Annotated in this window: 19 protein-coding genes; 13 read left to right on the top strand and 6 right to left on the bottom strand. The window is 73.5% G+C overall.

Features of this window, described 5'->3' with window-relative positions; all coding sequences use genetic code 11:
* Positions 1 to 65 precede the first annotated feature (65 nt).
* The 5 genes from ACIBK3_RS28485 to ACIBK3_RS28465 all read left to right on the top strand — a co-directional run bounded on the left by ACIBK3_RS28485 (position 66) and on the right by ACIBK3_RS28465 (position 4640).
* A complete protein-coding gene (locus ACIBK3_RS28485) occupies positions 66 to 1043 on the top strand; it encodes an NADPH:quinone oxidoreductase family protein (RefSeq protein ID WP_399370145.1) in 978 nt (325 codons plus the stop codon).
* Positions 1040 to 2221: an acyl-CoA dehydrogenase family protein gene (locus ACIBK3_RS28480; RefSeq protein WP_399370143.1), complete on the top strand. Its 1182-nt coding sequence runs from the start codon at positions 1040 to 1042 to the stop codon at positions 2219 to 2221. Before ACIBK3_RS28485 ends, ACIBK3_RS28480 begins: the two co-directional genes overlap by 4 nt.
* Positions 2218 to 3300: an acyl-CoA dehydrogenase family protein gene (locus tag ACIBK3_RS28475; protein ID WP_399370142.1), complete on the top strand. Its 1083-nt coding sequence runs from the start codon at positions 2218 to 2220 to the stop codon at positions 3298 to 3300. Before ACIBK3_RS28480 ends, ACIBK3_RS28475 begins: the two co-directional genes overlap by 4 nt.
* Positions 3301 to 3470: 170 nt before the next feature.
* Positions 3471 to 4328 (top strand): phosphatidylinositol-specific phospholipase C/glycerophosphodiester phosphodiesterase family protein, encoded by an 858-nt coding sequence (locus tag ACIBK3_RS28470; RefSeq protein WP_399370139.1) that lies wholly within the window; start codon positions 3471 to 3473, stop codon positions 4326 to 4328.
* A 117-nt stretch (positions 4329 to 4445) separates the two neighbouring features.
* On the top strand, positions 4446 to 4640 hold the full coding sequence (locus ACIBK3_RS28465) for a hypothetical protein (protein WP_399370137.1): 195 nt from the start codon (positions 4446 to 4448) through the stop codon (positions 4638 to 4640).
* Between the two features lie 3 nt (positions 4641 to 4643).
* Here the strand turns inward: ACIBK3_RS28465 and ACIBK3_RS28460 are convergent, their stop codons facing one another.
* From ACIBK3_RS28460 to ACIBK3_RS28435, 6 genes are all read right to left on the bottom strand, one after another.
* The gene (locus ACIBK3_RS28460) at positions 4644 to 5882 is read right to left on the bottom strand and encodes a phosphodiester glycosidase family protein (protein WP_399370135.1); all 1239 of its coding nucleotides are present in this window, start codon (positions 5880 to 5882) and stop codon (positions 4644 to 4646) included.
* 75 nt (positions 5883 to 5957) lie between these two features.
* Positions 5958 to 6341 carry a DUF779 domain-containing protein gene (locus ACIBK3_RS28455; RefSeq protein WP_399370133.1) on the bottom strand — a complete coding sequence of 128 codons (384 nt, stop codon included), beginning with the start codon at positions 6339 to 6341 and terminating at the stop codon, positions 5958 to 5960.
* Positions 6342 to 6388: 47 nt separating this feature from the next.
* Positions 6389 to 7543 (bottom strand): NUDIX domain-containing protein, encoded by a 1155-nt coding sequence (locus tag ACIBK3_RS28450; protein WP_399370131.1) that lies wholly within the window; start codon positions 7541 to 7543, stop codon positions 6389 to 6391.
* 11 nt (positions 7544 to 7554) lie between these two features.
* Positions 7555 to 10485, bottom strand: a complete 2931-nt coding sequence (locus tag ACIBK3_RS28445) for an ATP-binding protein (RefSeq protein WP_399370129.1) — start codon at positions 10483 to 10485, stop codon at positions 7555 to 7557.
* A gap of 190 nt (positions 10486 to 10675) precedes the next feature.
* On the bottom strand, positions 10676 to 11683 hold the full coding sequence (locus tag ACIBK3_RS28440) for a (-)-alpha-amorphene synthase (protein ID WP_399370127.1): 1008 nt from the start codon (positions 11681 to 11683) through the stop codon (positions 10676 to 10678).
* Positions 11667 to 13076 (bottom strand): cytochrome P450, encoded by a 1410-nt coding sequence (locus tag ACIBK3_RS28435; RefSeq protein ID WP_399370125.1) that lies wholly within the window; start codon positions 13074 to 13076, stop codon positions 11667 to 11669. The genes ACIBK3_RS28440 and ACIBK3_RS28435 overlap by 17 nt, the downstream gene beginning before the upstream one ends.
* Before the next feature lie 514 nt (positions 13077 to 13590).
* Between ACIBK3_RS28435 and ACIBK3_RS28430 the strand changes: the two genes are divergently transcribed.
* The 8 genes from ACIBK3_RS28430 to ACIBK3_RS28395 all read left to right on the top strand — a co-directional run bounded on the left by ACIBK3_RS28430 (position 13591) and on the right by ACIBK3_RS28395 (position 21794).
* Positions 13591 to 14553: an NAD-dependent epimerase/dehydratase family protein gene (locus ACIBK3_RS28430; protein WP_399370123.1), complete on the top strand. Its 963-nt coding sequence runs from the start codon at positions 13591 to 13593 to the stop codon at positions 14551 to 14553.
* Positions 14554 to 14846: 293 nt separating this feature from the next.
* Complete coding sequence (locus ACIBK3_RS28425; RefSeq protein ID WP_399370121.1) at positions 14847 to 16484, top strand: carbamoyltransferase; 1638 nt, start codon at positions 14847 to 14849, stop codon at positions 16482 to 16484.
* Positions 16481 to 17488, top strand: coding sequence for a glycosyltransferase family 2 protein (locus tag ACIBK3_RS28420; protein WP_399370119.1), 1008 nt, complete (start codon positions 16481 to 16483; stop codon positions 17486 to 17488). Before ACIBK3_RS28425 ends, ACIBK3_RS28420 begins: the two co-directional genes overlap by 4 nt.
* On the top strand, positions 17485 to 18063 hold the full coding sequence (locus ACIBK3_RS28415; protein ID WP_399370117.1) for a D-glycero-alpha-D-manno-heptose-1,7-bisphosphate 7-phosphatase: 579 nt from the start codon (positions 17485 to 17487) through the stop codon (positions 18061 to 18063). The genes ACIBK3_RS28420 and ACIBK3_RS28415 overlap by 4 nt, the downstream gene beginning before the upstream one ends.
* Positions 18060 to 19049: a glycosyltransferase family 9 protein gene (locus ACIBK3_RS28410; RefSeq protein ID WP_399370115.1), complete on the top strand. Its 990-nt coding sequence runs from the start codon at positions 18060 to 18062 to the stop codon at positions 19047 to 19049. Before ACIBK3_RS28415 ends, ACIBK3_RS28410 begins: the two co-directional genes overlap by 4 nt.
* Positions 19046 to 19996, top strand: a complete 951-nt coding sequence (locus ACIBK3_RS28405) for a glycosyltransferase (RefSeq protein WP_399370113.1) — start codon at positions 19046 to 19048, stop codon at positions 19994 to 19996. The genes ACIBK3_RS28410 and ACIBK3_RS28405 overlap by 4 nt, the downstream gene beginning before the upstream one ends.
* On the top strand, positions 19993 to 21210 hold the full coding sequence (locus ACIBK3_RS28400) for a glycosyltransferase (RefSeq protein ID WP_399370112.1): 1218 nt from the start codon (positions 19993 to 19995) through the stop codon (positions 21208 to 21210). Before ACIBK3_RS28405 ends, ACIBK3_RS28400 begins: the two co-directional genes overlap by 4 nt.
* Positions 21210 to 21794, top strand: a complete 585-nt coding sequence (locus tag ACIBK3_RS28395) for an SIS domain-containing protein (protein ID WP_399370110.1) — start codon at positions 21210 to 21212, stop codon at positions 21792 to 21794. The genes ACIBK3_RS28400 and ACIBK3_RS28395 overlap by 1 nt, the downstream gene beginning before the upstream one ends.

The raw sequence follows: 21794 nt of genomic DNA, 5'->3' as shown, positions 1-21794 counted from the left end.
CGACAAGCGACCGCTTAGTATGCGGAGGACCCCGGTCAGACGAAGCAGTCCCGTGGAGGCACCGCATGCAGGCATGGCAAGTGCACGAGAACGGCGAGCCGGGCGAGGTGATGCGCCTGGAGGAGGTGGCGCGGCCCACCCCCGGTGACGGCCAGGTCCTGCTGAAGGTGCGCGCCGCGAACATCAACTTCCCGGACGCGCTGATGGCCCGGGGCCACTACCAGGTCCGGCCGCCGCTGCCGTTCACGCCGGGTGTGGAGATCTGCGGCGAGACCGAGGACGGCCGCCGGGTCATCGCCAACCCCGCGCTGCCGTACGGCGGCTTCGCCGAGTACGCCGTCGCGGACTCGGCCGCCCTGCTGCCCGCCCCCGACGCCCTGGACGACGCCGAGGCGGCGGCCCTGCACATCGGCTACCAGACGGGATGGTTCGCCCTGCACCGGCGGGCCCGCCTGGAGGCCGGCGAGACACTGCTCGTCCACGCTGCCGCCGGAGGGGTCGGCAGCGCGGCCGTGCAGCTCGGGAAGGCGGCCGGGGCGACGGTGATCGGTGTGGTCGGCGGCGCCGACAAGGCCGTGGTCGCCCGGGAACTGGGCTGTGACGTGGTGATCGACCGGCGGAGCGAGGACGTCATCGCCGCCGTGAAGGAGGCCACCGGCGGCCGGGGCGCCGACGTGATCTACGACCCCGTCGGCGGCGACGCCTACACCCAGTCGACCAAGGTCGTCGCCTTCGAGGGCCGGATCGTCGTCGTCGGCTTCGCGAGCGGCACGATTCCCAGCCCGTCGCTCAACCACGCCCTGGTGAAGAACTACGCGATCCTCGGCCTGCACTGGGGGCTTTACAACACCAAGAACCCGAAACTGGTCCAGCACTGCCACGAGCAGCTCACCGAACTGGCCGCGCGGAGCGCGATCAAGCCGCTGGTGAGCGAACGGGTGCCGCTGGGCGGCGCCGCGGCCGCCGTGCAGCGGGTCGCCGACGGGGTCACCACCGGCCGGGTCGCCGTCGTCCCCGGCCTGGCGGAAGGAGGCGCGGCGTGATCGACGCAGCCGGACTCAGGCGCCGTACCGAGCGGTTGCTGGCCGCGCACCCACCCGCGGCCACCGACCGCCTCGACTTCCTGAAGGCCCGCTTCGACGCGGGACTCGCCTGGGTGCACTACCCCGAAGGCCTCGGCGGACTCGGCGCCCCCCGCTCCCTCCAGGCCGTCGTCGACGCCGAGTTGGAGGCAGCGGGCGCTCCCGACAACGACCCGCGGCGCATCGGCATCGGTCTCGGGATGGCCGCGCCGACGATCCTGCAGTTCGGCACAAAGGAGCAGAAGCAGCGGTTCCTGCGGCCCCTGTGGGTGGGCGAGGAGGTCTGGTGCCAGCTGTTCAGCGAACCCGGCGCCGGATCCGACCTGGCCGCGCTCGGCACCCGGGCGGTCCGCGAGGGCGACTCCTGGGTCGTCAACGGACAGAAGGTGTGGACGTCCAGCGCCCACCTCGCCCGCTGGGCCATCCTCATCGCCCGCACCGACCCGGACGTGCCCAAACACCGGGGCATCACCTACTTCGTCTGCGACATGACCGACCCCGGCGTCGAGGTCCGGCCGCTGCGTCAGATCACCGGCGAGGCCGAGTTCAACGAGGTCTTCCTCACCGATGTCCGCATCCCCGACTCCCACCGCCTCGGTGACGTCGGCGACGGCTGGCGGGTCGCTCAGACCACGCTGAACAACGAACGCGTCGCCATCGGCGGCATGCGGCTGCCCCGCGAGGGCGGCATGATCGGCCCGGTCGCCGCCACCTGGCGCGAACGCCCCGAGCTGCGCACCCACGACCTGCACCAGCGGCTGCTCACCCTCTGGGTGGAGGCCGAGGTCGCCCGCCTCACCGGGGAGCGTCTGCGCCAGCAGCTGGTTGCCGGCCAGCCCGGCCCCGAGGGGGCCGGCATGAAGCTCGCCTTCGCCCGCCTCAACCAGGAGATCAGCGGCCTTGAGGTCGAACTCCGCGGTGCGGAGGGCCTGTTGTACGACGACTGGACCATGCGCCGTCCGCAGCTGGTCGACTTCACCGGCCGGGACGCCGGCTACCGCTACCTCCGCTCCAAGGGCAACAGCATCGAGGGCGGGACCAGCGAGGTCCTGCTGAACATCATCGCCGAACGCGTCCTGGGCCTGCCCGGCGAGCCACGCAGCGACAAGGACGTCCCCTGGAAGGACCTGACCCGATGACGACGCAGCCCGATCTTCTCTACTCCGAGGAGGAAGAGGCCCTTCGCGCCGCCGTCCGTGACCTGCTCACCGACCACTGCGACCCGGCAGGCGTGATCGCCCGGACCGAGTCGGACACGCCCCACGACCGAGAGACGTGGAAGGCGCTCACCGACGGCATGGGTCTCGCCGGGCTGCTGGTGCCCGAGGCGCAGGGCGGCCAGGGCGCCACCCACCGCGAAGTCGCGGTCGTGCTGGAGGAGTTGGGGCGTTCCGTCGCGCCCGTGCCCTACCTGACCAGCGCCGTGGTCGCCACCGAGGCGCTCCTGGAGTGCGGGACCGACGACCTGCTCGCCCACCTGGCGACCGGCCGGACCGTCGCCGCCCTCGCGGTCGGACTGCACCTGGCCCCCGGCGCCGCCTTCCAGGCGGTACGACGGGAGAACGGCGGGCTGCACGGTGAGTTGACCGGGATCGCGGACGCCGCGGTCGCCGACGTCCTGCTCGTTCCGGCCGAGGACGGCGGGCTGTACGCCGTCGACGCGGACGCCGTGACCGTCACCCCGCAGGTGTCCCTGGACCTGACCCGGCCGCTCGCGACCGTCACTCTCGACGGGGCCGACGGGCGCCGCGTCGGCGATGCCGAACCCGCCGTACGCCGGGCGCTGCGCGCCGGAGCGGGACTGCTCGCCTCCGAGCAACTGGGCCTCGCGGACTGGGCGTTGACCGAGACGGTCCGTTATCTCAAGGAGCGCAAGCAGTTCAACCGGCCGGTCGGCGGTTTCCAGGCGCTCAAGCACCGGCTCGCCCGGCTGTGGCTGGAGGTCGTCAACCTGCGGGCGGCCGCCCGGGGCGCGGCGGACGCGCTCACGACCGGCGAGGACGTCGACGTGGCGGTCGCCGTCGCCCAGGCCTACGCGGCGCCCGTCGCCGTCCGCGCCGCCGAGGAGGCCCTGCAGTTGCACGGCGGCATCGGCATGACGTGGGAGCACCCGGTCCACCTGAACCTGAAGCGGGCGAAGTCGGACTCGATCGCCTACGGCACGGCCGGCGCCCACCGGGAGGCGGTGGCCGAACTGGTCGACCTCCCAGCTCCCTGACGTTCATCCGGGAAAGCCCGCCCGACCTGGGGTGGGCTTTTTCGTGTGCCCCGCGCGCAGGAGATGAACGGACAGCGGCAGTCCGGCCAACTCCTGTACGGGCCCTGCACCTTGGGGGCGTACGGATCGCATACTCGCAGCGATCCTATGGTCTACCAGGGAGGCAGAGCATGGCCCTCACCACCCGCCGCAGAGCCCTCACGACCCTCGGTGCCGCCCTCGCGGGCGCGGTCGCCCTGCCCGCCGCCGACGCGCTCGCGGGCGAACAGAAGCACCGCCCACGGCCGTTGTGGCGTGCCCACGCGCACAACGACTACGAGCATCCGCGCCCCCTCTTCGACGCCCTCGACCACCGCTTCGGCAGCGTCGAAGCCGACATCTACCTGGTCGGCGACCAACTCCTCGTCGCCCACGACCCGGTGGATCTCGACCCGGCCCGCACCCTCGAATCCCTCTACCTCGACCCGCTGGCCGCCCGCGTCCGCGCCCACCACGGCTCGGTGTACCGGGGCTACCGCAAGCCGTTGCAGCTGCTGATCGACATCAAGACCGAGGGCTCGTCGACGTACCTCGAACTCGACCGTCACCTGCGGCGCTACAAGGGCCTGTTCACGACCTGCGCACACGGACGCGTGCTGCCCGGACCGGTCACCGCCGTCATCTCCGGCGACCGCGCGGCCCGTACCCCCATGGAGGCCCAGACCGTCCGACGGGCCTTCTACGACGGCCGGCTCGCCGATCTCGGTACCTCGGCGCCCGCCTCCTTCGTCCCGCTGATCAGCGACAACTGGACGCTGAACTTCACCTGGGCGGGTGTCGGCGCCTTCCCGGACGCCGAGCGGCAGAAACTGCGGGGCCTCGTCCGGGCCGCGCACTCCCGCGGGCAGAAGGTGCGGTTCTGGGCCACCCCGGACGTGGCGGGCCCAGCCCGGGACGCGCTGTGGGCCGAACTGCTGGCCGCCGGCGTCGACTACCTCAACACCGACGACCTGGCCGGGCTGGAGGCGTTCCTGGACGCCCACCGGTAGCCGCAGACACCACACGTTCGGAGGACAGGTCAGCCGCCCGGACGAACCCTCCGCTACGCCACACTTGCGGCCGAACGCCGTGAACCAGACATGGCGGCGTGGCGGAGGAGGCTGACGATGGCGATTTCCATCTCTGTGGTGCTGCTGCTGACGATCCTGGCGGTGATCTTCCTGCGCAGTGGCGGGCTGAAGTTCTCCCACGCGCTGGTCTGCCTGTTGCTGGGCTTCTGCCTGGCCGGCACGAACATCGCGCCCAGCATCAACAGTGGCCTGACGGCGACGGCGGGCATCCTTGACACTCTCAGGCCGTGAGCCTCACGGGGCCCTGAAGACCCCGATGCCGTTCGGGACGGGGCGTTCCGCACCGCCCGAGGGATGGTTGCGGACGGTGACGGCACTCGCGCCCGGCTCCCGGGCGACCAGGGTCGTCGAGCCGCCGCCGTCCAGACTGAAGGCGTCGACCGACCCCAACTCCCGCATCGTGCCGGCGACTTCCGCGATGGTCAGACCGGTGCGGTACGCGGGCGCCCCGTCCAGCGCGAGCAGCAGCAGACGCCGTCCGCCGTCCGCGACACCGACGGCGGTGCGCACGGCCGCGGTCCGGTCGTCGAGACCGGGCAGGGGCTGTCCGCCCCTGAGGAGCGGGTAACCGCCGAGCGCGAAGCGGTACGGGATCCGGGTCGTTGACGCCACCAGACGGTGGCGTACTGCCACCGGCTCGCCCGCGAAGAACTTCCGCAGCTGCCGCGCGCCTGCCTCGCGGCCCACCAGCACGGTCGTTCCCGCGGCGATGGGGCCGCTGCCGGGGGTGTCGGACATCGCCACCACCCGATGACGCCGGACCGTCACCTCGTAGGTGTCCGTGCTGCACCCAGCCGCCCGGTCGGCGTCCGTGCCGCAGGTCGCGCGCACCCGGGAGACGCTCCCCCAGTCGGAGGTGAACGCGCCGATGGAGTCCTCCGGCAGCGCGTACTGGTTGAGCCCGCCGAGCGGCAGCCGACCCGCGGGCGTCCGGATCGAGCCGTCGAGGGCGAGAGTGTCCAGCCGGGCCCGCCGGTCCACGCCCACGCCGATCACGTCCTCGGTCGTGGTGCCCGGCGGCAGCGCGGGGCCGAAGCGCTGGCCGTTGGGCACCGCCGCCTTGAGACCGTGGCCCTTCGCGATCGCCGGGCCCACGCTCGCCCCGGTGGCCTCGACGCCCGGGTGCTGGGTCTCGGTGATGTTGAAGAAGTCGCCGTTGACACCCGCCACGGCCCCGGCCGCGTCGGCCATCCGGGAGACCGGGGAGCGCGCGGCCACCGCCCCCGGGTACAGCAGATCGAGGCGTACCCGCGGGTCGCGCAGGTCGACAATCAGCACATGGGCGTGGGCCGTCCCGCGCGCCGACGGGAGGTCGAACTCCTCGTACGCCACGCCCGGAGCCAGGGCGGTCCGCTCCGGTACGGCGCCGGCCGGCGCCGCCCCCACCAGGGCCGCGCCGGCCAGCGTGCCGAGTGCCGCGAGCAACGTCAGCACGTTTTTGCCCGCCGAGAACCGTCTTTGACGACGCGTCACCGTTCCCCCTGATGTCTCGTCAACTGTTCCAGGACTCAGGGGAAGTGCACCAGACGGCCGGGACCGACGCGACGTCTAGGCGCCGACAACCCGCGAACGGGTGAGGAAACGTACTCCCTCGGGCGCCTCCAGCGAGAAGCCGCTGCCCCGCCCCTCGACGACGTCGACGATCAGCCGGGTGTGGCTCCACACCTCGTACTGACTGCGCGAGATCCAGAACGTCACCGGCTCCTCGACCCCCTCCACGACCAGCTCGGCCAGCAGCACGTCCGAGCCGCCGGTGCGGAACTCGCCCGCCGGATAGCACATGGGCGCGCTGCCGTCGCAGCAGCCGCCGGACTGGTGGAACATCAGCGGCCCGTGGGTCGCGCGGAGGCGGCGCAGCAGATCGGCGGCCGCGGGCGTCAGTTCGACGCGCGGGACCTCCTCGTGCACGGCTTGTGCGGTTTCCTCGTCCATGGTCACCGAGTGCAGCACGAAGAAGGTTGCGAGCGGGTTGCAGGCCTTCAGGGGGCGTACGGAGTGAAATGGGCCGGCGTGTGGTCGACGGGCAGGTCCGGACGCCAGGCGGTGAGACCCTGCGCGCTGCACACGAACAGGTTCTCCGGCAGCCGGTCGAGGGCGAACCAGCGCCAGTCGCCGACCCGTTCGCCGGGCTGGTCGGCCGGCTCCCCGCGCCAGGCCGTGACCCGGGCGGCCACGGTCACCCGTACCACGGCGTCGACGTGGTCGAGGAGCGTGCCCAGCAGGTGTACGTCGGCGGGGCTCGCCTCGATCCCGGTCTCCTCGGCGAGTTCGCGCACGACCGTCTCCTGGAGCGACTCGCCGGGTTCCACGGTGCCGCCGGGCAGCTCCCAGGTGCCCCGGTGGTGCCGGCCCAGGAGCAGGCCGCGCGGGCCGTACAGGATGGCGCCGACACCGAGCGCCGCGTGCGGGGCCGGCGGCCGGCTGCCACGCGGGCGGGAGGAGACCCGGACGGGCCGGGTGACCCGGAAGACCCGGTAGGAGGCGTGGTTGTCCTCCTCCGGGGCGTCGAGGACGTCGATGTGCTCGACGCGCAGGCCGTGTTCGGCCAGCAGGTCGGTCCACAGGTCCGGCGTGAGCACCCACATCCGGACGCCGACGTCTCCGCCGCCACCGGCCAGCCGCAGGATCTCGGGCCGGGAGGCGACGACGGACGAGGGACCGACGCCGTCGGAGTTCGTGTGCAGCACGCTGAAGCACAGCCTCCCGCCGGGCCGCAGCGCCGAGGCGAGGGCGGGCAGCAGCCGGCCCGGATCGATGTACGGCACGGCGTTGACGGAGTAGATCACGTCGTACGGCTCCGCCACGCGCAGGTACTCCACCGCGTCGGCTCGCACCAGGCGCAGCCCGGGCAGCGAGCCGTGCCCGGCGCGGGCCCGCTCGTACTGGCTCGGCGAGGAGTCGACGGCGTCCACCCAGGCGCCGTACGCGCGGACGAGATGCGCGGCGAGCCGGCCCGTGCCGCACCCGAGGTCCAGCACTCGTCGCCCGTACAGCTCGCCGAGCACCTCGGCGCCGGGACCGGTGTCCATGCCCCAGTCGAACCGCCGCACCCGCGGCAGCACCGTGCCGCGTGCGAGGTGGTGGGTGCCGTACGTGTGCCAGGCCTCCGCGTTGACCGTCTCCGGCGGCTGCACAGTGTCTCCTCTCATGAGTGGGGACGGGGAAAGGTCTCCAGGGCCTCGGCGAGGCCGGCGGGATCGGTGCCGACCTTGCGGTAGACGGCGGAGAGCAGCCGGCGCACGCCTTGCTCCGTGAGGTGAAGGTGCTTCGCGACCACGGCTGCCGGGTGGCCCTGGGCCGTCATCGCGGCCGCCGTGCGTTCGTGGGCCGTGAGGGTGTCCGTCTGCGCGTAGCGCAGCGGCAGCGGCCTCAGACCGGCGGCGGAGAGTTCGGCCCGGGCCCGGGCGGCCAGCGCCTCGGCCCCGCAGTGGACGGCGCCTTCCAGGCCCTGGTAGAGCCGGTCCGCGGCCTCGTGGAGGCGGCCGCCCCGGGACAGCGCGGCACCCTGTCCGACCAGAGCGCGGGCGAGGTCGTACGCCGCGGGAGAGCGTTCGAGCTGCTCCACGGCCGCCGCGTGCAGGTCGAGGGCCGACCGTCCGCCGGTCACCTCGGCCAGCGCGTGCAGCGCCTGCCCGATCGCCGACGCGGCGCCGAAGTCACGGGCGCGCTGGACGGCGTCCTGGGCGTACCGGACGGCCCGGTCCGGCGCCGAGCGGGCCAGCGCGGATGCCAGCCGCAGCTGCCAGGGGCACCAGGCGGGGTTGCGCCAGTCCCGTCCGTCCAGCCAGTCGCCGACCTCCCTCAACAGGCGCTCCGCCTCCGCGTTGCGGCCCTCCGCCAGCAGCAACTCGGCGTACACGGTACGGGGATCGGGGTAGATGACGGCGTTCGGGACGCTCGCGCCGTAGCGGTACCGGTCGGCGAGCCGGCGTGCGTCACCGGTGCGCCCGCGGGCCAGCAGCGTCTGGATGAGGATGCCGAGGGCGAACCACTGGGCGGGCACCGCCCCTTCGACCCGCTGGGCGGTGCGCAGGCCCTCGCGCACCCAGTTCTCCGCCTCGGGCAGGCAGCCCCGCCGGTAGCGGATGTAGGCGAAGAGGGTCTGGCCGACGGCGAGATGGGAGCCGCGCCAGCCCCTGCTCTCGCACTCGGCCATGCCCTTGGTGAACAGTTCTTCGGCCCGGCGCGGCTGGTCGCAGTACATGAACGTGAGGGCCACCGAGACGGGCACCTCGAAGCCGCGGTTCTCGTCGGTCCAGCTCATCCCGCCGTGCAGGGCGTCCTCCGCGTGGTCGAGGACCGTCCGGCGTGACTCGCCGCGCAGCAGCGCGTCCCAGGCGCGCAGTCCCAGGACGCAGCGCTCCTCCAGTCCGCGGCTCTGCGGACGCCCCCGGGCGGACAGTCGCGCGGCCAGTCGGGTCAGCGTGCGGGAGCGGGCGGACGGGTCGGGCTCGTCGGTGCGGAACATGCTCCAGACGAAGTGATCGGCCTGCATCCGCAGCCGCACCCGCGCGTTGGTGGCCGTGCGGGCCTCGTCGGCGGCCACGGTCGCGGCCTCGGCCATCCGGTCGGTGTGCGCGAGCGCCTGGGTGAGCCGGTACACGATGGAGGCCCGCAGCCCGGGGTCGATGTCGGGCTCCGCCAGTGCCGCGCGGAGGTGGGTCACGGTGGCCGTGGGGTCCATGAGGAAGGTCGATCCCGCGAGTTCGTGCAGCAGGGCGGCCCGCTCGCCAGGCAGGGACGGCTCCTGCAGCGCCCGGGTCAGCAGACGGCGGGCGGCGTCCGGGGCGCCGGCGTGCAGGGCCTCACGGGCGGCCTCCCTCAGGCAGGCGACCGCTTCGGGGTTGCCGTCGCAGGGCACCTCCAGCAGATGCCGGGCAGCCTCGGTGGGGCCGTACCCCGACGCCCGGAGGGCTTCGGCGGCCGCGTTGTGCATGCCGACCCGCAGGGCTGACGGGATGGACCGGTAGATCGTCGTGGCGATCAGCGGGTGGACGAAACCGAGACCGCTCGCCGGCCCGGGAACGTCGGCCAGGATGCGGGCGGTGCGCAGCCTCCCGGTCGCCTCGGCGGCCTCCGCACGGCCGATCACCGCGATGGTGGCGGCGAGGTCCGGCGAGAACGGCGCGCCCAGCACGGCGCCCGCGTGCGCGAAGCGGACGGTGCTGGTGCCGAGCCGCTGGAGGCGCTCGATGAGCCCCGGCCCCTTCACGGCGGCCGCGAGGTCGCGCATCGTGGGCAGCTCACAGCGGGTGCCCCTCAGGTTGCGCCGGCCCAGCCTGATGGCGAGTTCGACGGTCTCGAAAGGGCTGCCGCCGGTGACCGTCCAGCATTCTTCGCAGAACTCGTCCTCGGCGGCTTCGCCCACCTGCTCCCGCACGATCCGCGCCACGCTCGCCGCGGTGAGCGGTGCGAGCACGTGCGGGCGTCCGCCGTGGCTGTCGACCAGGGCGCGGAGGGGGGCCGCCTGGTGCGGGAGTTCGTCGGGCCGGTAGGCGACGACGATCAGCAGCGGCAGGTCCGCGGCCCGGGGCGCGAAGGAGGCGAGCCAGCGCAGGGACTCGGCGTCGGCCCAGTGCAGGTCGTCCACGAGCAGCACGACGGGCGTCCGCCTCAGCAGCGTCAGGCGGGTCATGACCCAGTCGAGACCGTCCCGCACGCCGGTCGGGTCCGGCACATGACCGGTGTCCACCGCCTCCAGGCCCAGCGCGGTGGCGACGGTGGCATACCAAGTGCCCAGGAAGGTCCGGCATTCGGTGTCGTCCATCGTCGCCAGCGCGGGCTGGACGAGCTGGCGGACCACATGGAACGCCAGCTCCTGGTCCGCCTCACCGCCCCTGCCCGACAGGACCCGGAACCCCTCGGCGAGGGCGCGGACGCGGGTCTGTGTCATCAGCGCCGTCTTGCCGAGCCCCGCCGGGCCGGTGAAGGCGAGCAGCCCGCTGTGCCGGGTGACGGGGCCGCCGCGGGCGACGGCCCCGAGGTCCGACAGGGCCGCGTCGAGCTCACCGAGTTCCCGATGGCGCTCGAGCAACTTCCCCGAGCGGCTGATCGATTGCCGTGGCCCATGCGCCATCTGCCCTACCGCTTCCTGTAGTTCGGCCACCGGGAGGCAATGAGAGCGTATGCCCCCGGAGTGCGGTATGGGGGAATTCGTGAACGAGCACGCCAAGGACGAGTGAATCACCCGCGGCCTTGGCGTGCGGCGTCCGTCGTGCGGGTACGGTCGTCCGGATACGCATCCCTGGCCGGCGCGGCGGACCACCTCACGGCACCGCGGACACCGTCGCCGTGTCGGCGTAGCGCGGCACCGTGCGGGACCAGTGGTAACACCCCCCGATCCAGCCCGCCATGCCCTCCACACAGTCGAGGCCCGCGGGACTGAGCACCGGTTCCATTCGGGCGCGGAGTTCCTCGAACTCTCTGATGGCGGTGTTGATCTGGCCGATGGCCAGGGTGACGGCGACGGGCAGGGAGCAGCCCCGCACGCGCTGGTGGGCCAGCGCAAGATTGATCATGTCACCGGCGCGTTGTTCCTTCACCGCGGAGAACAGGTCCGCCGTCCACACCGCCGCGTCGACCGACAGCCGCCGCAGCCGCAGCATGGCCGGATGACGCAGTTCCGCGGGGGCGGCCTCCTCGCGCCGCGCGGCCTCGTACAACGGGTAGAAGGGCTCCACGCCGGCGGTCAGTGACCGGATGGCGGTGCACAGCCCGGTCCGCGGCGGGAAGGACCCGTTCTGGGCCACCGACTCGTACAGCAGCCCGTGGACGTACTCACTGCTCGCCCAGGCCCAGCGCGCGGCCTGCGCCGGTGTGCACCGCTCCTGGACCTGCCGGTACAGGTCGGCCAGGGCCGCCCCGAGCACCGTGGTGGGCGGCTGACCGTCCCGCAGGATCGCCACGCTCTCGCAGAGCATGGGCAGCAACCGCTCCGGCCGGTGCCGGCCGACCTGCTCGGCCCGGTCGTCGAAGACGAACTGGTAAGCGATCTGGTTCGCCACGATCTGGAGGATGTCCGCGTCCACGCCCGGACTGGTGCAGGAGGCGAGTTCGGCCGGGAGGGTGGAGGCGAGCATCGCCCGTACCCCCGGTTCCCGGCTCAGCCCCCGCGCGCACAGCCACTCCTCGACACCGGCCACCGCCGAGGACGCATGGGGATTCCTGCGGAACGCGAACGGCATGTGGAGGTGAGCGTCGATCAGCTCCTTCAGCGTGCCGGCGGACGGGGAGTCGTGCGGGGCGAGCGGGCTTTCCTCATGCGTCGTCGACACCGTGGTCACCTGCCGTTCGGGCGTCCGGAACTCGAAGTGCGCCGTCGGCCCGGAGCGCGGGCGTGTCCCCACGTGCCGGCCTCGCCGCCGGCCGGTCCGTACGGGGTTCGCAGGTCATCACCAGCCGCCTCGGCCCCAACGTCACCGCCGGGCGCTGCCGTTCGGCCGGGCCGGGCGGCAGCCGCAGCCGCCAGCGGCGTGCGAGGGTGGCGAGGGCCACGGTCGCCTCCGTCATGGCGAACGCGTCGCCGAGACACTTCCGGCTCCCCGCGGCGAACGGGATCATCGCGCCCGGTCGGCCGGGCGCCGTCTGCCCCGGCAGCCAGCGCTCGGGCAGGAACCGGTCGGGGCCGGCGAACGACGCCGGGTCGTGGTGCAGGAGGTAGGGGCTGTACAGCACCATCGAACCCTTGGCGAGACGGTGCCCGGCGAGCACCGTGTCCCGGGTCGTGGCGCGGGTGAAGAGCCAGCCGGGAGGGGAGTGGCGCAGGGTCTCGGTGACGACGCTCCGGGTGTGGACGAGGCGCGGCAGGTCGTCGGGTGCGGGACGGACGCGCCCGGCGAGTACGGCATCGAGTTCGGCGTGGAGACGGCGCTCCGCCTCCGGGTTGCGGGCCAGCAGACTGAAGGCGGAGGACAGGCACAGGGCGACGGTCTCCGCTCCGGTCAGCAGAAGCGTGATGAGCTGGTCGTGGACTTCCTGCCCACTGAGCGCGGGCAGTCCGTCGCCGCCGTCGCCTGCGGCCTCCAGCAGGGTCTGAAGGACATCGGCGCGGCGAACTGCCCGCGGGGCCCGGGCGCTTCGGCGGCGCTCGGCGATCACCCCGTCGACGATCGTGTGCAGATGGGCGACCGCTTTCCGGTAGCGGCGGTTGGCGGGTGTGGGGAGCCGGAAGGCGGCGTCCACGGGCACGAGGGTGCGCAGGAACAGGCCGCGGACGACGTCGGCGAGACAGCGCCGCACCTCCGTGGCGGTCGCCGCGTCGAGGGAGTCGGAGAACAGGACGCGGCTGATCACCCGGGTCGTCATGGCCAGCAGGGCCGAGCTGACGTCGACCTGCTGCCCCGCACGCCAGTCACGGCACGTCAACTCCGCCTCCTCACCCATCAGTTCCGTGAAGTCGGCGACGCGGGACGGACGGAACGGAGGCTGGACGAGGCGGCGCTGCCTGCGGTGCTCCGCGTGCGGGCAGGTGACGACGCTGTCGCCCAGGAGGGACCGGAGCCGCTCGTACTGCGTGCCGCCCCTGTCGAAGGTGTGGGTGTCTTTGAGCATCTGGTGGACCAGATCCGGGTGACACACCACCCAGGCGCGCAGGGGACCGAGCCGGATCCCCACCAGATCGCCGTGCGCGGGCAGGGAATTCAGAAACTCCAGCGGGCGGCGGAACAAGGCGATACCGTGGGCGATGGCGGGGAATATGCTGGGCGCAGTACCCACCCTCCATGTTCGCTCGGTTTCGGGGACAAAAGAGCTCATGGAATACCACCTGTCTCAGTCGGCACACGGAATTCGGTGAGGTTTCACCGAGTTGGCGCTCGGACCATGTCCTGCCCAGTTCAACCTGCCGCCCGTCCTGCCGAACCCTTTCTCCAAGGGGGCGCACGGGAGTGAGGGGAAGCACTGGGAGATCGCGGTTTCTGTTTGCGTGCCAGTTGTTGACGGTTTCCGTCCCTCGGGTTTCTTCTGACTTCTCCTGTGGCTCTTTTCCTCATACAACGATCCGGACTGTGTGGTGCCGTAACGAAGTGGCGGATCGGCGTGAGGTGGTGGGTGCGCGTGAGCAGGCGTCGGCGCCGGGTACCGAGCGGCGGCGACGGGCCAGGCGGCGGGCCTCTGCATGCGATTTCGTCCTGGGGTTACTCAGGTCAACACGCACATGCAACGCGAGAGTGAGGAGAGCCGGATGAGTGGACGCGTCTTCCGCCAGGCCCTGGTCACCGGCGGAGCCGGATTCGTGGGATCGCATCTGTGCAGGCGACTGCTCGCCATGGGTGCCCATGTCGTGTGCCTCGACAACCTGGCCACCGGCTCCCGCGCCAACGTGGCGGACCTGCAGCAGTACGACGGTTTCCGCTTCGTGCGGGCCGACGCCACCGACCCCGCGGCCTGGCGCACCCTGCCGGGCCGTTTCGACCTGGTCCTGCACTTCGCCTGCCCGGCCTCGCCCGCCGACTATCTGCGGCTGCCGCTGGAGACCCTCGCCGTCGGCAGCGACGGCACCCGGCACGCGCTGGAGCGTACCCGCCGCGACGACGCCCGTTTCGTCCTCGCCTCCACCTCGGAGGTGTACGGCGATCCGCTGGAGCATCCGCAGCCGGAGACGTACTGGGGCAACGTCAATCCGGTCGGCCCCCGCAGCGTCTACGACGAGTCCAAGCGCTTCGCCGAGGCCCTGGTGACCGCCCACCGGGGCGTGCACGGCACCGACGCGGCCATCGTCCGCATCTTCAACACCTACGGCCCGCGCATGCGCGGCGGCGACGGCCGCGCCGTGCCCACCTTCATCGCCCAGGCCCTGGACGGCGCGCCGCTGACCGTCGCCGGCGACGGCAGCCAGACGCGTTCGCTGTGCTACGTCGACGACACGGTCGACGGCATCCTCGCCCTGGCGGCCTCCGACGAGCCGGGGCCCGTGAACATCGGCGGCACCGACGAGATCACGATGCTCGAGCTCGCCCGCCGCATCGTCGACCTCACCGGCTCCGCCTCCCGGATCCGCTTCGTCGAACGCCCGGTCGACGACCCCGGTCGCCGCAAGCCCGACACCCGACTCGCGCGCGAGCGGCTCGCCTGGCAGCCCCGGGTCGACTGGGACGCAGGCCTCGCCCGCACGATCGACTGGTTCACCCGGTCCGCGGCCGCCTGACCCGGCCCGCCGGCCCTCCCGTCCGCTGTCCCCTCCGGCGAGGGGTCCCGACTGGCACGCCCCGGCTCCCACCTGCGGGCGAGCCGGGCGAGCCAGGCATCCTTCGGCGCCGATAGTCAGCCTTCCCGCCCGGCTGACCTGCCGCGACTCTCCGCGCTTGATCTATGACGAAACGTGAAAAATCGGCTCGTTTCAGGGCGAGTTATCTCCAAGTGTTTGAGACAGCCGCAAGAGCGGCACTCGCGGACCTGTAGCAAGAGTCCCCACACGTCACCGGGACGGAGCGACACCCCATGCGCATCCTTGGCATCAACGCCCTGTTCCACGACCCGGCCGCCGCTCTCGTCGTCGACGGTCACACCGTCGCCGCCGCCGAAGAGGAGCGTTTCAGCCGCCGCAAGCACGGCAAGCGCCCGGTGCCGTTCTCCGCCTGGGAGCTGCCCGAGCTGTCCGCCCGCTGGTGCCTGGAACATGCCGGGATCCGGCCCGAGGAACTGGACGCGGTCACCTACTCCTTCGACCCCAAACTCGCCCGCCCCGCCCAGGAAATGGGGCTGAACGACCCTTTTGATCCGCTGCGCCTGGACTACGCGCGGCGCGCCCCCGAGTTCCTCGCCGAGGCTCTTCCCGGCCTGGACCCGGAGCAGGTGGTCTTCGTCCCGCACCACGTGGCGCACGCCGCCTCCGCCGGGCCCGCCTCCCCGCACCCCGACAGCGCCGTCCTCGTCCTCGACGGCCGTGGTGAGGCCGCCTCCCACCTGGCCGGCCGCTTCCGCGACGGCAAGCTCGACACCCTGGCCACGCAGGCGCTGCCCCACTCCCTGGGCCTGGTCTACGAGGAGCTCACCGAGCACCTCGGGTTCCTGCGCAGCAGCGACGAGTACAAGGTGATGGCCCTCGCCTCCTACGGCAAGCCGCGCTTCCTGCCCCAGCTGCGGCAGCACGTCCACCCGACGGGCGACGGCGGCTTCAGCGCGCACGGCGTCGACTGGGCCGCCCTCGCCCCGCCCCGGGCGAAGGGCGAGCAGTGGACGCAGGAGCACGCCGACCTCGCCGCCAGCACCCAGGCGGTCCTCGAGGAACTCCTGCTCGAACTCGTCCACTGGCTGCACCGCGAGGCCGGGGGAGAGGCGCTCACCATGGCGGGCGGCGTCGCCCTCAACTGCGTCGCCAACTCCAGGATCGCCGCACAGGGCCCCTACCGGCACGTGTGGGTGCAGCCGGCCGCCGGGGACGCCGGAACCGCTCTCGGAGGCGCCCTCCACCTGGCCGCACAGCAGCAGGAGAACCCGCTGCCGATGCCCGGCGCCGACCTCGGCCGCGGCTGGAACGACGAGGAGCTGCGGGCCTGGCTCGACCAGGCCGCCGTACCGTACGAGCGGCCCGACGACATCGCGGAGGCCGTCGCCGAGGAGCTGGCCCGGGACGGCGTGGTCGCCTGGTTCCAGGGCCGCAGCGAGTACGGGCCGCGCGCCCTCGGACACCGGTCCCTGCTGGCCCATCCCGGCCGCGCCGAGAACCTGGAACGGCTCAACCACGTCAAGGGCCGGGAGGAGTTCCGGCCGGTCGCGCCCATGGTCCTCGCCGACCGCGCCCACGAGCTGTTCACCGGGCCGCTGCCCAGCCCGTACATGCTCTTCGTGCACGACGTGGCACATCAGTGGCGCGAGCGCATCCCGGCCGTGGTGCATGTGGACGGCACCGCCCGCATCCAGACCGTCGACGAGCGGCAGGAGCCGCTGGTGGCCCGGATGCTGCGCGGCTTCGAACGGCGCACCGGACTGCCCGTCGTCGTCAACACCAGCCTCAACACCGCCGGCCGTCCCATGGTCGACGACCCCCGTGACGCCCTGGAGTGCTTCGGCTCCGCACCCGTGGACCTGCTGGCGATCGGTCCGTTCGCGGTGCGCCGGGGAAGGGCGTTCGCATGAGCCCGGCGTACGCGGTCGTGATCCCGACGCTGGTGCGCGACACCCTCGCCGACTGTCTCGCCGCGCTCGTCGCCGCGACCGGACCGAAACCGGTCGAGATCGTCCTCGTCGACGACCGGCCCGGACCCGACCCCGACCCCGGTCCGCTTCAGCACCCGCTGAGCGTGCTCGGTGACCTGCGGGGGCGTACGACCGTCGTGACGGGCGGGGGACGCGGACCCGCCGCCGCCCGCAACACCGGCTGGCGCGGAGTCGCCTCACCCTGGGTGGCCTTCCTCGACGACGACGTGCAGGTCGGCCCGCACTGGTGCGAGCAGTTGGCGCAGGACCTGGCCGACGCCTCCCCCGACACCGGGGGCGTCCAGGGCGTCATCGCCGTTCCGCTGCCGGGGGAGCGCCGCCCCACCGACTGGGAGCGGGGCACCGCCTCTCTCGCACAGGCCCGCTGGATCACCGCCGACATGGCCTACCGCGCCGACGCGCTCAAGCGGGTCGGCGGTTTCGACGAACGCTTCCGGCGCGCCTTCCGTGAGGACGCCGACATCGCCCTGCGGATCCTGGACGCCGGCTGGCGCATCCGGCAGGGCCGGCGCACCACCCGGCATCCCGTGCGCCCCGCCGACCGCTGGGTGTCCCTGCGCGCCCAGCGCGGCAACGCCGACGACGCCCTGATGCGGTACCTGCACGGGCCCGGCTGGTGGCACAAGGCCGCCGCACCGCGCGGGCGCCTGCGCCGCCATCTGGCGGTCACCGCGGCCGGTGCCGCGGCGTGCGCCCTCGCGGCCGCCGGCCGCCGCCGGGCCGCCGCGGCCGCCGGGCTCGGCTGGGCCGCCGGCACCGCGGAGTTCGCGTGGGCGCGCATCGCGCCCGGGCCGCGTACCCGCGACGAGACGACGACGATGCTCGCCACCAGCGCGCTCATCCCGCCCGCGGCGACCTGGCACTGGCTGAGCGGCCTGTGGCGGTACCGGAACGCCCCCGCCTGGCGGGAGGTGGTGCGATGAGCCCCGTCAAGGCCGTGCTGTTCGACCGCGACGGCACCCTCGTCCACGACGTCCCCTACAACGGCGACCCGGCCCGCGTCCGCCCCGTCGACGGGGCCCGCGAGGCAGTGGACCTGCTGCGCTCGCGCGGCATCCGCACCGGAGTCGTCAGCAACCAGTCCGGCATCGCGCGCGGACTGCTCACCGACGCCGACGTCCGCGGCGTCAACCACCGCGTCGACGAACTCCTCGGCCCCTTCGACGTGTGGGCCGTGTGCCCGCACGGACCCGGCGACGGCTGCTCCTGCCGCAAACCGGAACCGGGCCTGATCCTCTGGGCGGCCGGGCGCCTGTGCGCCGCGCCCGCCGAGTGCGTCGTCATCGGCGACATCGGCGCCGACGTCGAGGCCGCCCGCCGGGCGGGCGCCCACGGCATCCTCGTGCCCACCCCGCGGACCCGACCGCAGGAGACGGCGAGCGCGGAACACGTGGCGCCGGACCTGCTGACCGCCGTGCGCGCCGTGCTGACCGGGCCACCGCCCCGGAGTGCCCCGGCCACCGAGGCCGCCTACGACACCAGCGGGAGGCCACGATGAAAGCGCTCGTCACGCGCCTCGACAGCTTCGGTGACGTGCTGCTCGCCGGGCCCGCCGTCCGCGCCGTCGCCGCCCGCGCCGACACCGTCACGATGCTGGTCGGACCGCGGGGCGCGCCCGCCGCCCGGCTGCTGCCCGGCGTGGACGACATCCTCGTCTGGGACGCCCCCTGGGTGGGCCTCGACCCTCCGCCCGTCGGCCGCGGCGAGGTCGAGCTGCTCATCGACACCATCGACGCCGACACGGCCCTGATCCTGACCTCTTTCCATCAGTCCCCGCTGCCCACCGCCCTGTTGCTGCGCCTGGCCGGCGTCGGAAGCATCGCCGCGGACAGCGAGGACTACCCCGGCTCCCTCCTCGACGTACGGCATCACCGCGCGCCGCACGCCCACGAGGCTCAGGCCGCGCTCGACCTCGCCGAGGCCGCGGGATTCCCCCGGGTCGACGACGGGCGGCTGCGGGTACTGCCCCCGTCCGCCGCCACCGGGGTGACCGGCCCCGGGCCGTACGTCGTGCTGCACCCGGGCGCCAGCGTCCCCGCCCGTGCCTGGAGCCGCGAACGCAGCGCCGAGGCCGTGCGGGAACTGGCCGAGGCCGGGCACCGGGTGGTGGTGACCGGCGGGCCGGACGAGCGGGACCTGACCGCGTACGTCGCCGGCGAGCACGGCCTCGACCTCGGCGGCCGGACCGGTGCCGGGGAACTGGCCGGCGTGCTCGCCGGGGCCGACGCCGTCGTCACTGGCAACACCGGGCCCGCCCACCTCGCCGCCGCCGTCGGCACCCCGGTCGTCTCGCTCTTCGCGCCGGTCGTGCCGGCCGAGCGCTGGCGGCCGTACGGCGTGCCGTACGTGCTGCTCGGCGACCAGCTGGCGCCCTGCGCGGACAGCAGGGCCCGGACGTGTCCGGTGCCCGGCCATCCGTGCCTGGAGTCGGTGACCGGGCACGACGTCGTGGCCGCCGTCGAGAAGCTGATGGGGGAGACATGAGGATCCTGCTCTGGCACGTGCACGGGTCGTGGACCACGGCCTTCGTGCAGGGCCCGCACACCTACGTCGTCCCCGTCACCCCGGACCGCGGACCGGACGGCCTCGGCCGGGCCCGCACCTTCGACTGGCCCGACTCCGTCGTCGAGGTTCCGCCGGAGCGGCTGCGGGACGAGGACATCGACCTCGTCGTCCTGCAACGCCCGCACGAACTCGCCCTCGTGGACGAGTGGCTGGGCCGCCGCCCGCCGCTGGTGTACCTGGAGCACAACGCGCCGGACGGGGACGTCCCCCACACCCGCCACCCGGCCGCCGGCCTCCCCGGCGTCACCCTCGTCCACGTCACCCACTTCAACCGGCTGATGTGGGACGCCGGGAACACCCCCACGACCGTCATCGAGCACGGCATCGTCGACCCCGGCCGGCTGTGGACCGGGGAGCTGCCCCGGGCCGCCGTCGTCGTCAACGAGCCCGTACGGCGCGGCCGTACGGTAGGCACAGACCTGCTGCCGGCGTTCGCGCGGGCTGCCCCGCTGGACGTCTTCGGCATGAAGACGGAGGGGCTCGCCGGCCACCTCGGCCTTCCGGACGAGCACTGCCGCTCCCACGAACTCGTCCAGCGCGAGCTGCACGCCGCGATGGCGCGCCGCCGCGTCTACCTCCACCCCGTCCGCTGGACCTCCCTGGGGCTGTCCCTGCTGGAGGCGATGCACCTCGGCATGCCGGTGGTGGCCCTCGCCACCACCGAGGTGACCGAGGCGGTGCCACCGGGCGCCGGAGTGGTCTCCAACCGCATCGACGTACTGCAAGACGCCGTACGGGACTTCCTCGCCGACCCGCTGCACGCCCGCATGGTCGGCGAGGGCGCACGCGCCGCGGCGCTCGCCCGCTACGGACTGACCCGCTTCCTGGACGACTGGGAGCGGCTGTTGAAGGAGGTGGCCCGATGAGGATCGCCATGGTGTCCGAGCACGCCAGCCCGCTGGCGGCGCTCGGCGGTGTCGACGCCGGCGGGCAGAACGTGTACGTGGCCCGGCTCAGCGAGGAGCTGGCGCGCCGCGGCCACGACGTCACCGTCTACACCCGCCGCGACTCCACCGAGCTGCCCGACCGGGTGGCCCTGCCCGGTGGCGCCGTCGTGGAGCACGTACCGGCCGGACCGCCCGAACCGGTCCCCAAGGACGAGCTTCTTCCGCACATGCCCGCCTTCGGCGCGTACCTCGCCCGGGTCTGGGAGGACGAGCCGCCTCAGGCCGTGCACGCCCACTTCTGGATGTCCGGCATGGCCGCCCAGGCCGGCGCCCGGCCCCACGACATCCCCGTCGTGCAGACCTTCCACGCCCTGGGCACCGTCAAGCGGCGCCACCAGGGCCACGAGGACACCAGCCCCGCCGAACGCGTGGGCATCGAGCGGCAGCTCGGCCGCGGCTGCGCCCGGGTGCTGGCCACCTGCACCGACGAGGTGCTCGAACTCACCGACATGGGCGTGCCGCCCCGACGGGTGTCCGTGGTGCCGTGCGGAGTGGACGTGAGTCACTTCCGTCCCGGCGCGCGGGCCGCCGGCACCCCGGCACGCCGGGAGCGGCACCGGCTCCTTGCCTGCGGCCGGCTCGTCCGCCGCAAGGGCTACGACCAGGCCATCCGCGCCCTCACCCGGATACCCGACACCGAACTCGTCGTGGCCGGCGGGCCCCCGCCCGAACTGCTGGGCGCCGAACCGGAGGCCCAGCGACTGCTGACCCTCGCCGACCGGCACGGCGTCGCCGACCGGGTGCGGCTGCTCGGCGCCGTGGACCCCGCCCGGATGCCGGCGCTGATCGGCAGCGCGGACGCGGTGCTGTGCACACCGACGTACGAGCCGTTCGGCATCGTCCCGCTGGAGGCCATGGCCTGCGGGGTGCCCGTCGTGGCCACGGAGGTCGGCGGCCACCGGGACACCGTCTCCGACGGGCTGACGGGCCGACTGGTACCGGCGGCCGACCACGGGGCGATCGCCGAGGCGGTCCGCGACGTACTCGCCGACGAAGGGCTGCGCCGCACCATGGGCGCGGCCGGCCGGGAACGCGCGCTGGCCCGCTACACCTGGCAGCGCGTCGCGGACGGCGTCGAAGAGGTCTACCAACGCGTCACGGCACGTGACGAGATCCCGTCGGAGGTGGCGTGATGAGTACAGAGGTCTCCCCGGTCGTCGGGCACTGCGACGAACTCCTCGACGCCCTCGGGGCGTTCCGGGCCTCCGCCCACATCACCGAGCGGTGGGGCCACAAGCTCGCCGCCGTGCTCGGCGGCGGCGGCCGGCTGCTCGCGGCGGGCAACGGCGGCAGCGCGGCCCAGGCGCAGCACCTGACCGCCGAACTCGTCGGCCGCTACCGCGACGACCGGCCCGCCTTCTCGGCGATCGCTTTGCACGCCGACACCTCCAGCACGACGGCCATCGCCAACGACTACGGCGTCGACGCGGTGTTCGCCCGCCAGGTACGCGCCCACGGCCGCCCCGGCGACGTGCTGATGCTGCTGTCCACCAGCGGCGCCAGCGCCAACCTGCTGTCGGCCGCCGACGCCGGGCGCGCGACGGGCCTGCGCGTGTGGGCGCTGACCGGACCGGCCCCCAACCCCCTGCTGGCGGGCAGCGACGAGGCCCTGTGCGTGAGCGCCGGCTCCGCCGCGACCGTCCAGGAACTCCATCTGGTCGCGGTGCACATGGTGTGCGCGGCGTTCGACGCGGCCCTGGCCCGGAAAGGGAGCTGA

Origin of the sequence: Streptomyces sp. NPDC050287 (assembly GCF_044459385.1) — a bacterium.
In the GTDB taxonomy this organism is placed as follows: domain Bacteria; phylum Actinomycetota; class Actinomycetes; order Streptomycetales; family Streptomycetaceae; genus Streptomyces.
The sequence above is the reverse complement of the archived record's forward strand: the minus strand, read 5'-3'. Positions and strand labels throughout refer to the sequence as shown.

Bases quoted from the DNA above. Each gene is read 5' to 3' on its own strand.
- ACIBK3_RS28485 (WP_399370145.1), top strand. From the start codon at position 66: ATGCAGGCATGGCAAGTGCACGAGAACGGCGAGCCGGGCGAGGTGATG.
- ACIBK3_RS28465 (WP_399370137.1), top strand. From the start codon at position 4,446: ATGGCGATTTCCATCTCTGTGGTGCTGCTGCTGACGATCCTGGCGGTG.
- ACIBK3_RS28470 (WP_399370139.1), top strand. From the start codon at position 3,471: ATGGCCCTCACCACCCGCCGCAGAGCCCTCACGACCCTCGGTGCCGCC.
- ACIBK3_RS28430 (WP_399370123.1), top strand. From the start codon at position 13,591: ATGAGTGGACGCGTCTTCCGCCAGGCCCTGGTCACCGGCGGAGCCGGA.
- ACIBK3_RS28475 (WP_399370142.1), top strand. From the start codon at position 2,218: ATGACGACGCAGCCCGATCTTCTCTACTCCGAGGAGGAAGAGGCCCTT.
- ACIBK3_RS28445 (WP_399370129.1), bottom strand. From the start codon at position 10,485: ATGGCGCATGGGCCACGGCAATCGATCAGCCGCTCGGGGAAGTTGCTC.
- ACIBK3_RS28395 (WP_399370110.1), top strand. From the start codon at position 21,210: ATGAGTACAGAGGTCTCCCCGGTCGTCGGGCACTGCGACGAACTCCTC.
- ACIBK3_RS28425 (WP_399370121.1), top strand. From the start codon at position 14,847: ATGCGCATCCTTGGCATCAACGCCCTGTTCCACGACCCGGCCGCCGCT.
- ACIBK3_RS28420 (WP_399370119.1), top strand. From the start codon at position 16,481: ATGAGCCCGGCGTACGCGGTCGTGATCCCGACGCTGGTGCGCGACACC.
- ACIBK3_RS28400 (WP_399370112.1), top strand. From the start codon at position 19,993: ATGAGGATCGCCATGGTGTCCGAGCACGCCAGCCCGCTGGCGGCGCTC.
- ACIBK3_RS28455 (WP_399370133.1), bottom strand. From the start codon at position 6,341: ATGGACGAGGAAACCGCACAAGCCGTGCACGAGGAGGTCCCGCGCGTC.
- ACIBK3_RS28415 (WP_399370117.1), top strand. From the start codon at position 17,485: ATGAGCCCCGTCAAGGCCGTGCTGTTCGACCGCGACGGCACCCTCGTC.
- ACIBK3_RS28405 (WP_399370113.1), top strand. From the start codon at position 19,046: ATGAGGATCCTGCTCTGGCACGTGCACGGGTCGTGGACCACGGCCTTC.
- ACIBK3_RS28410 (WP_399370115.1), top strand. From the start codon at position 18,060: ATGAAAGCGCTCGTCACGCGCCTCGACAGCTTCGGTGACGTGCTGCTC.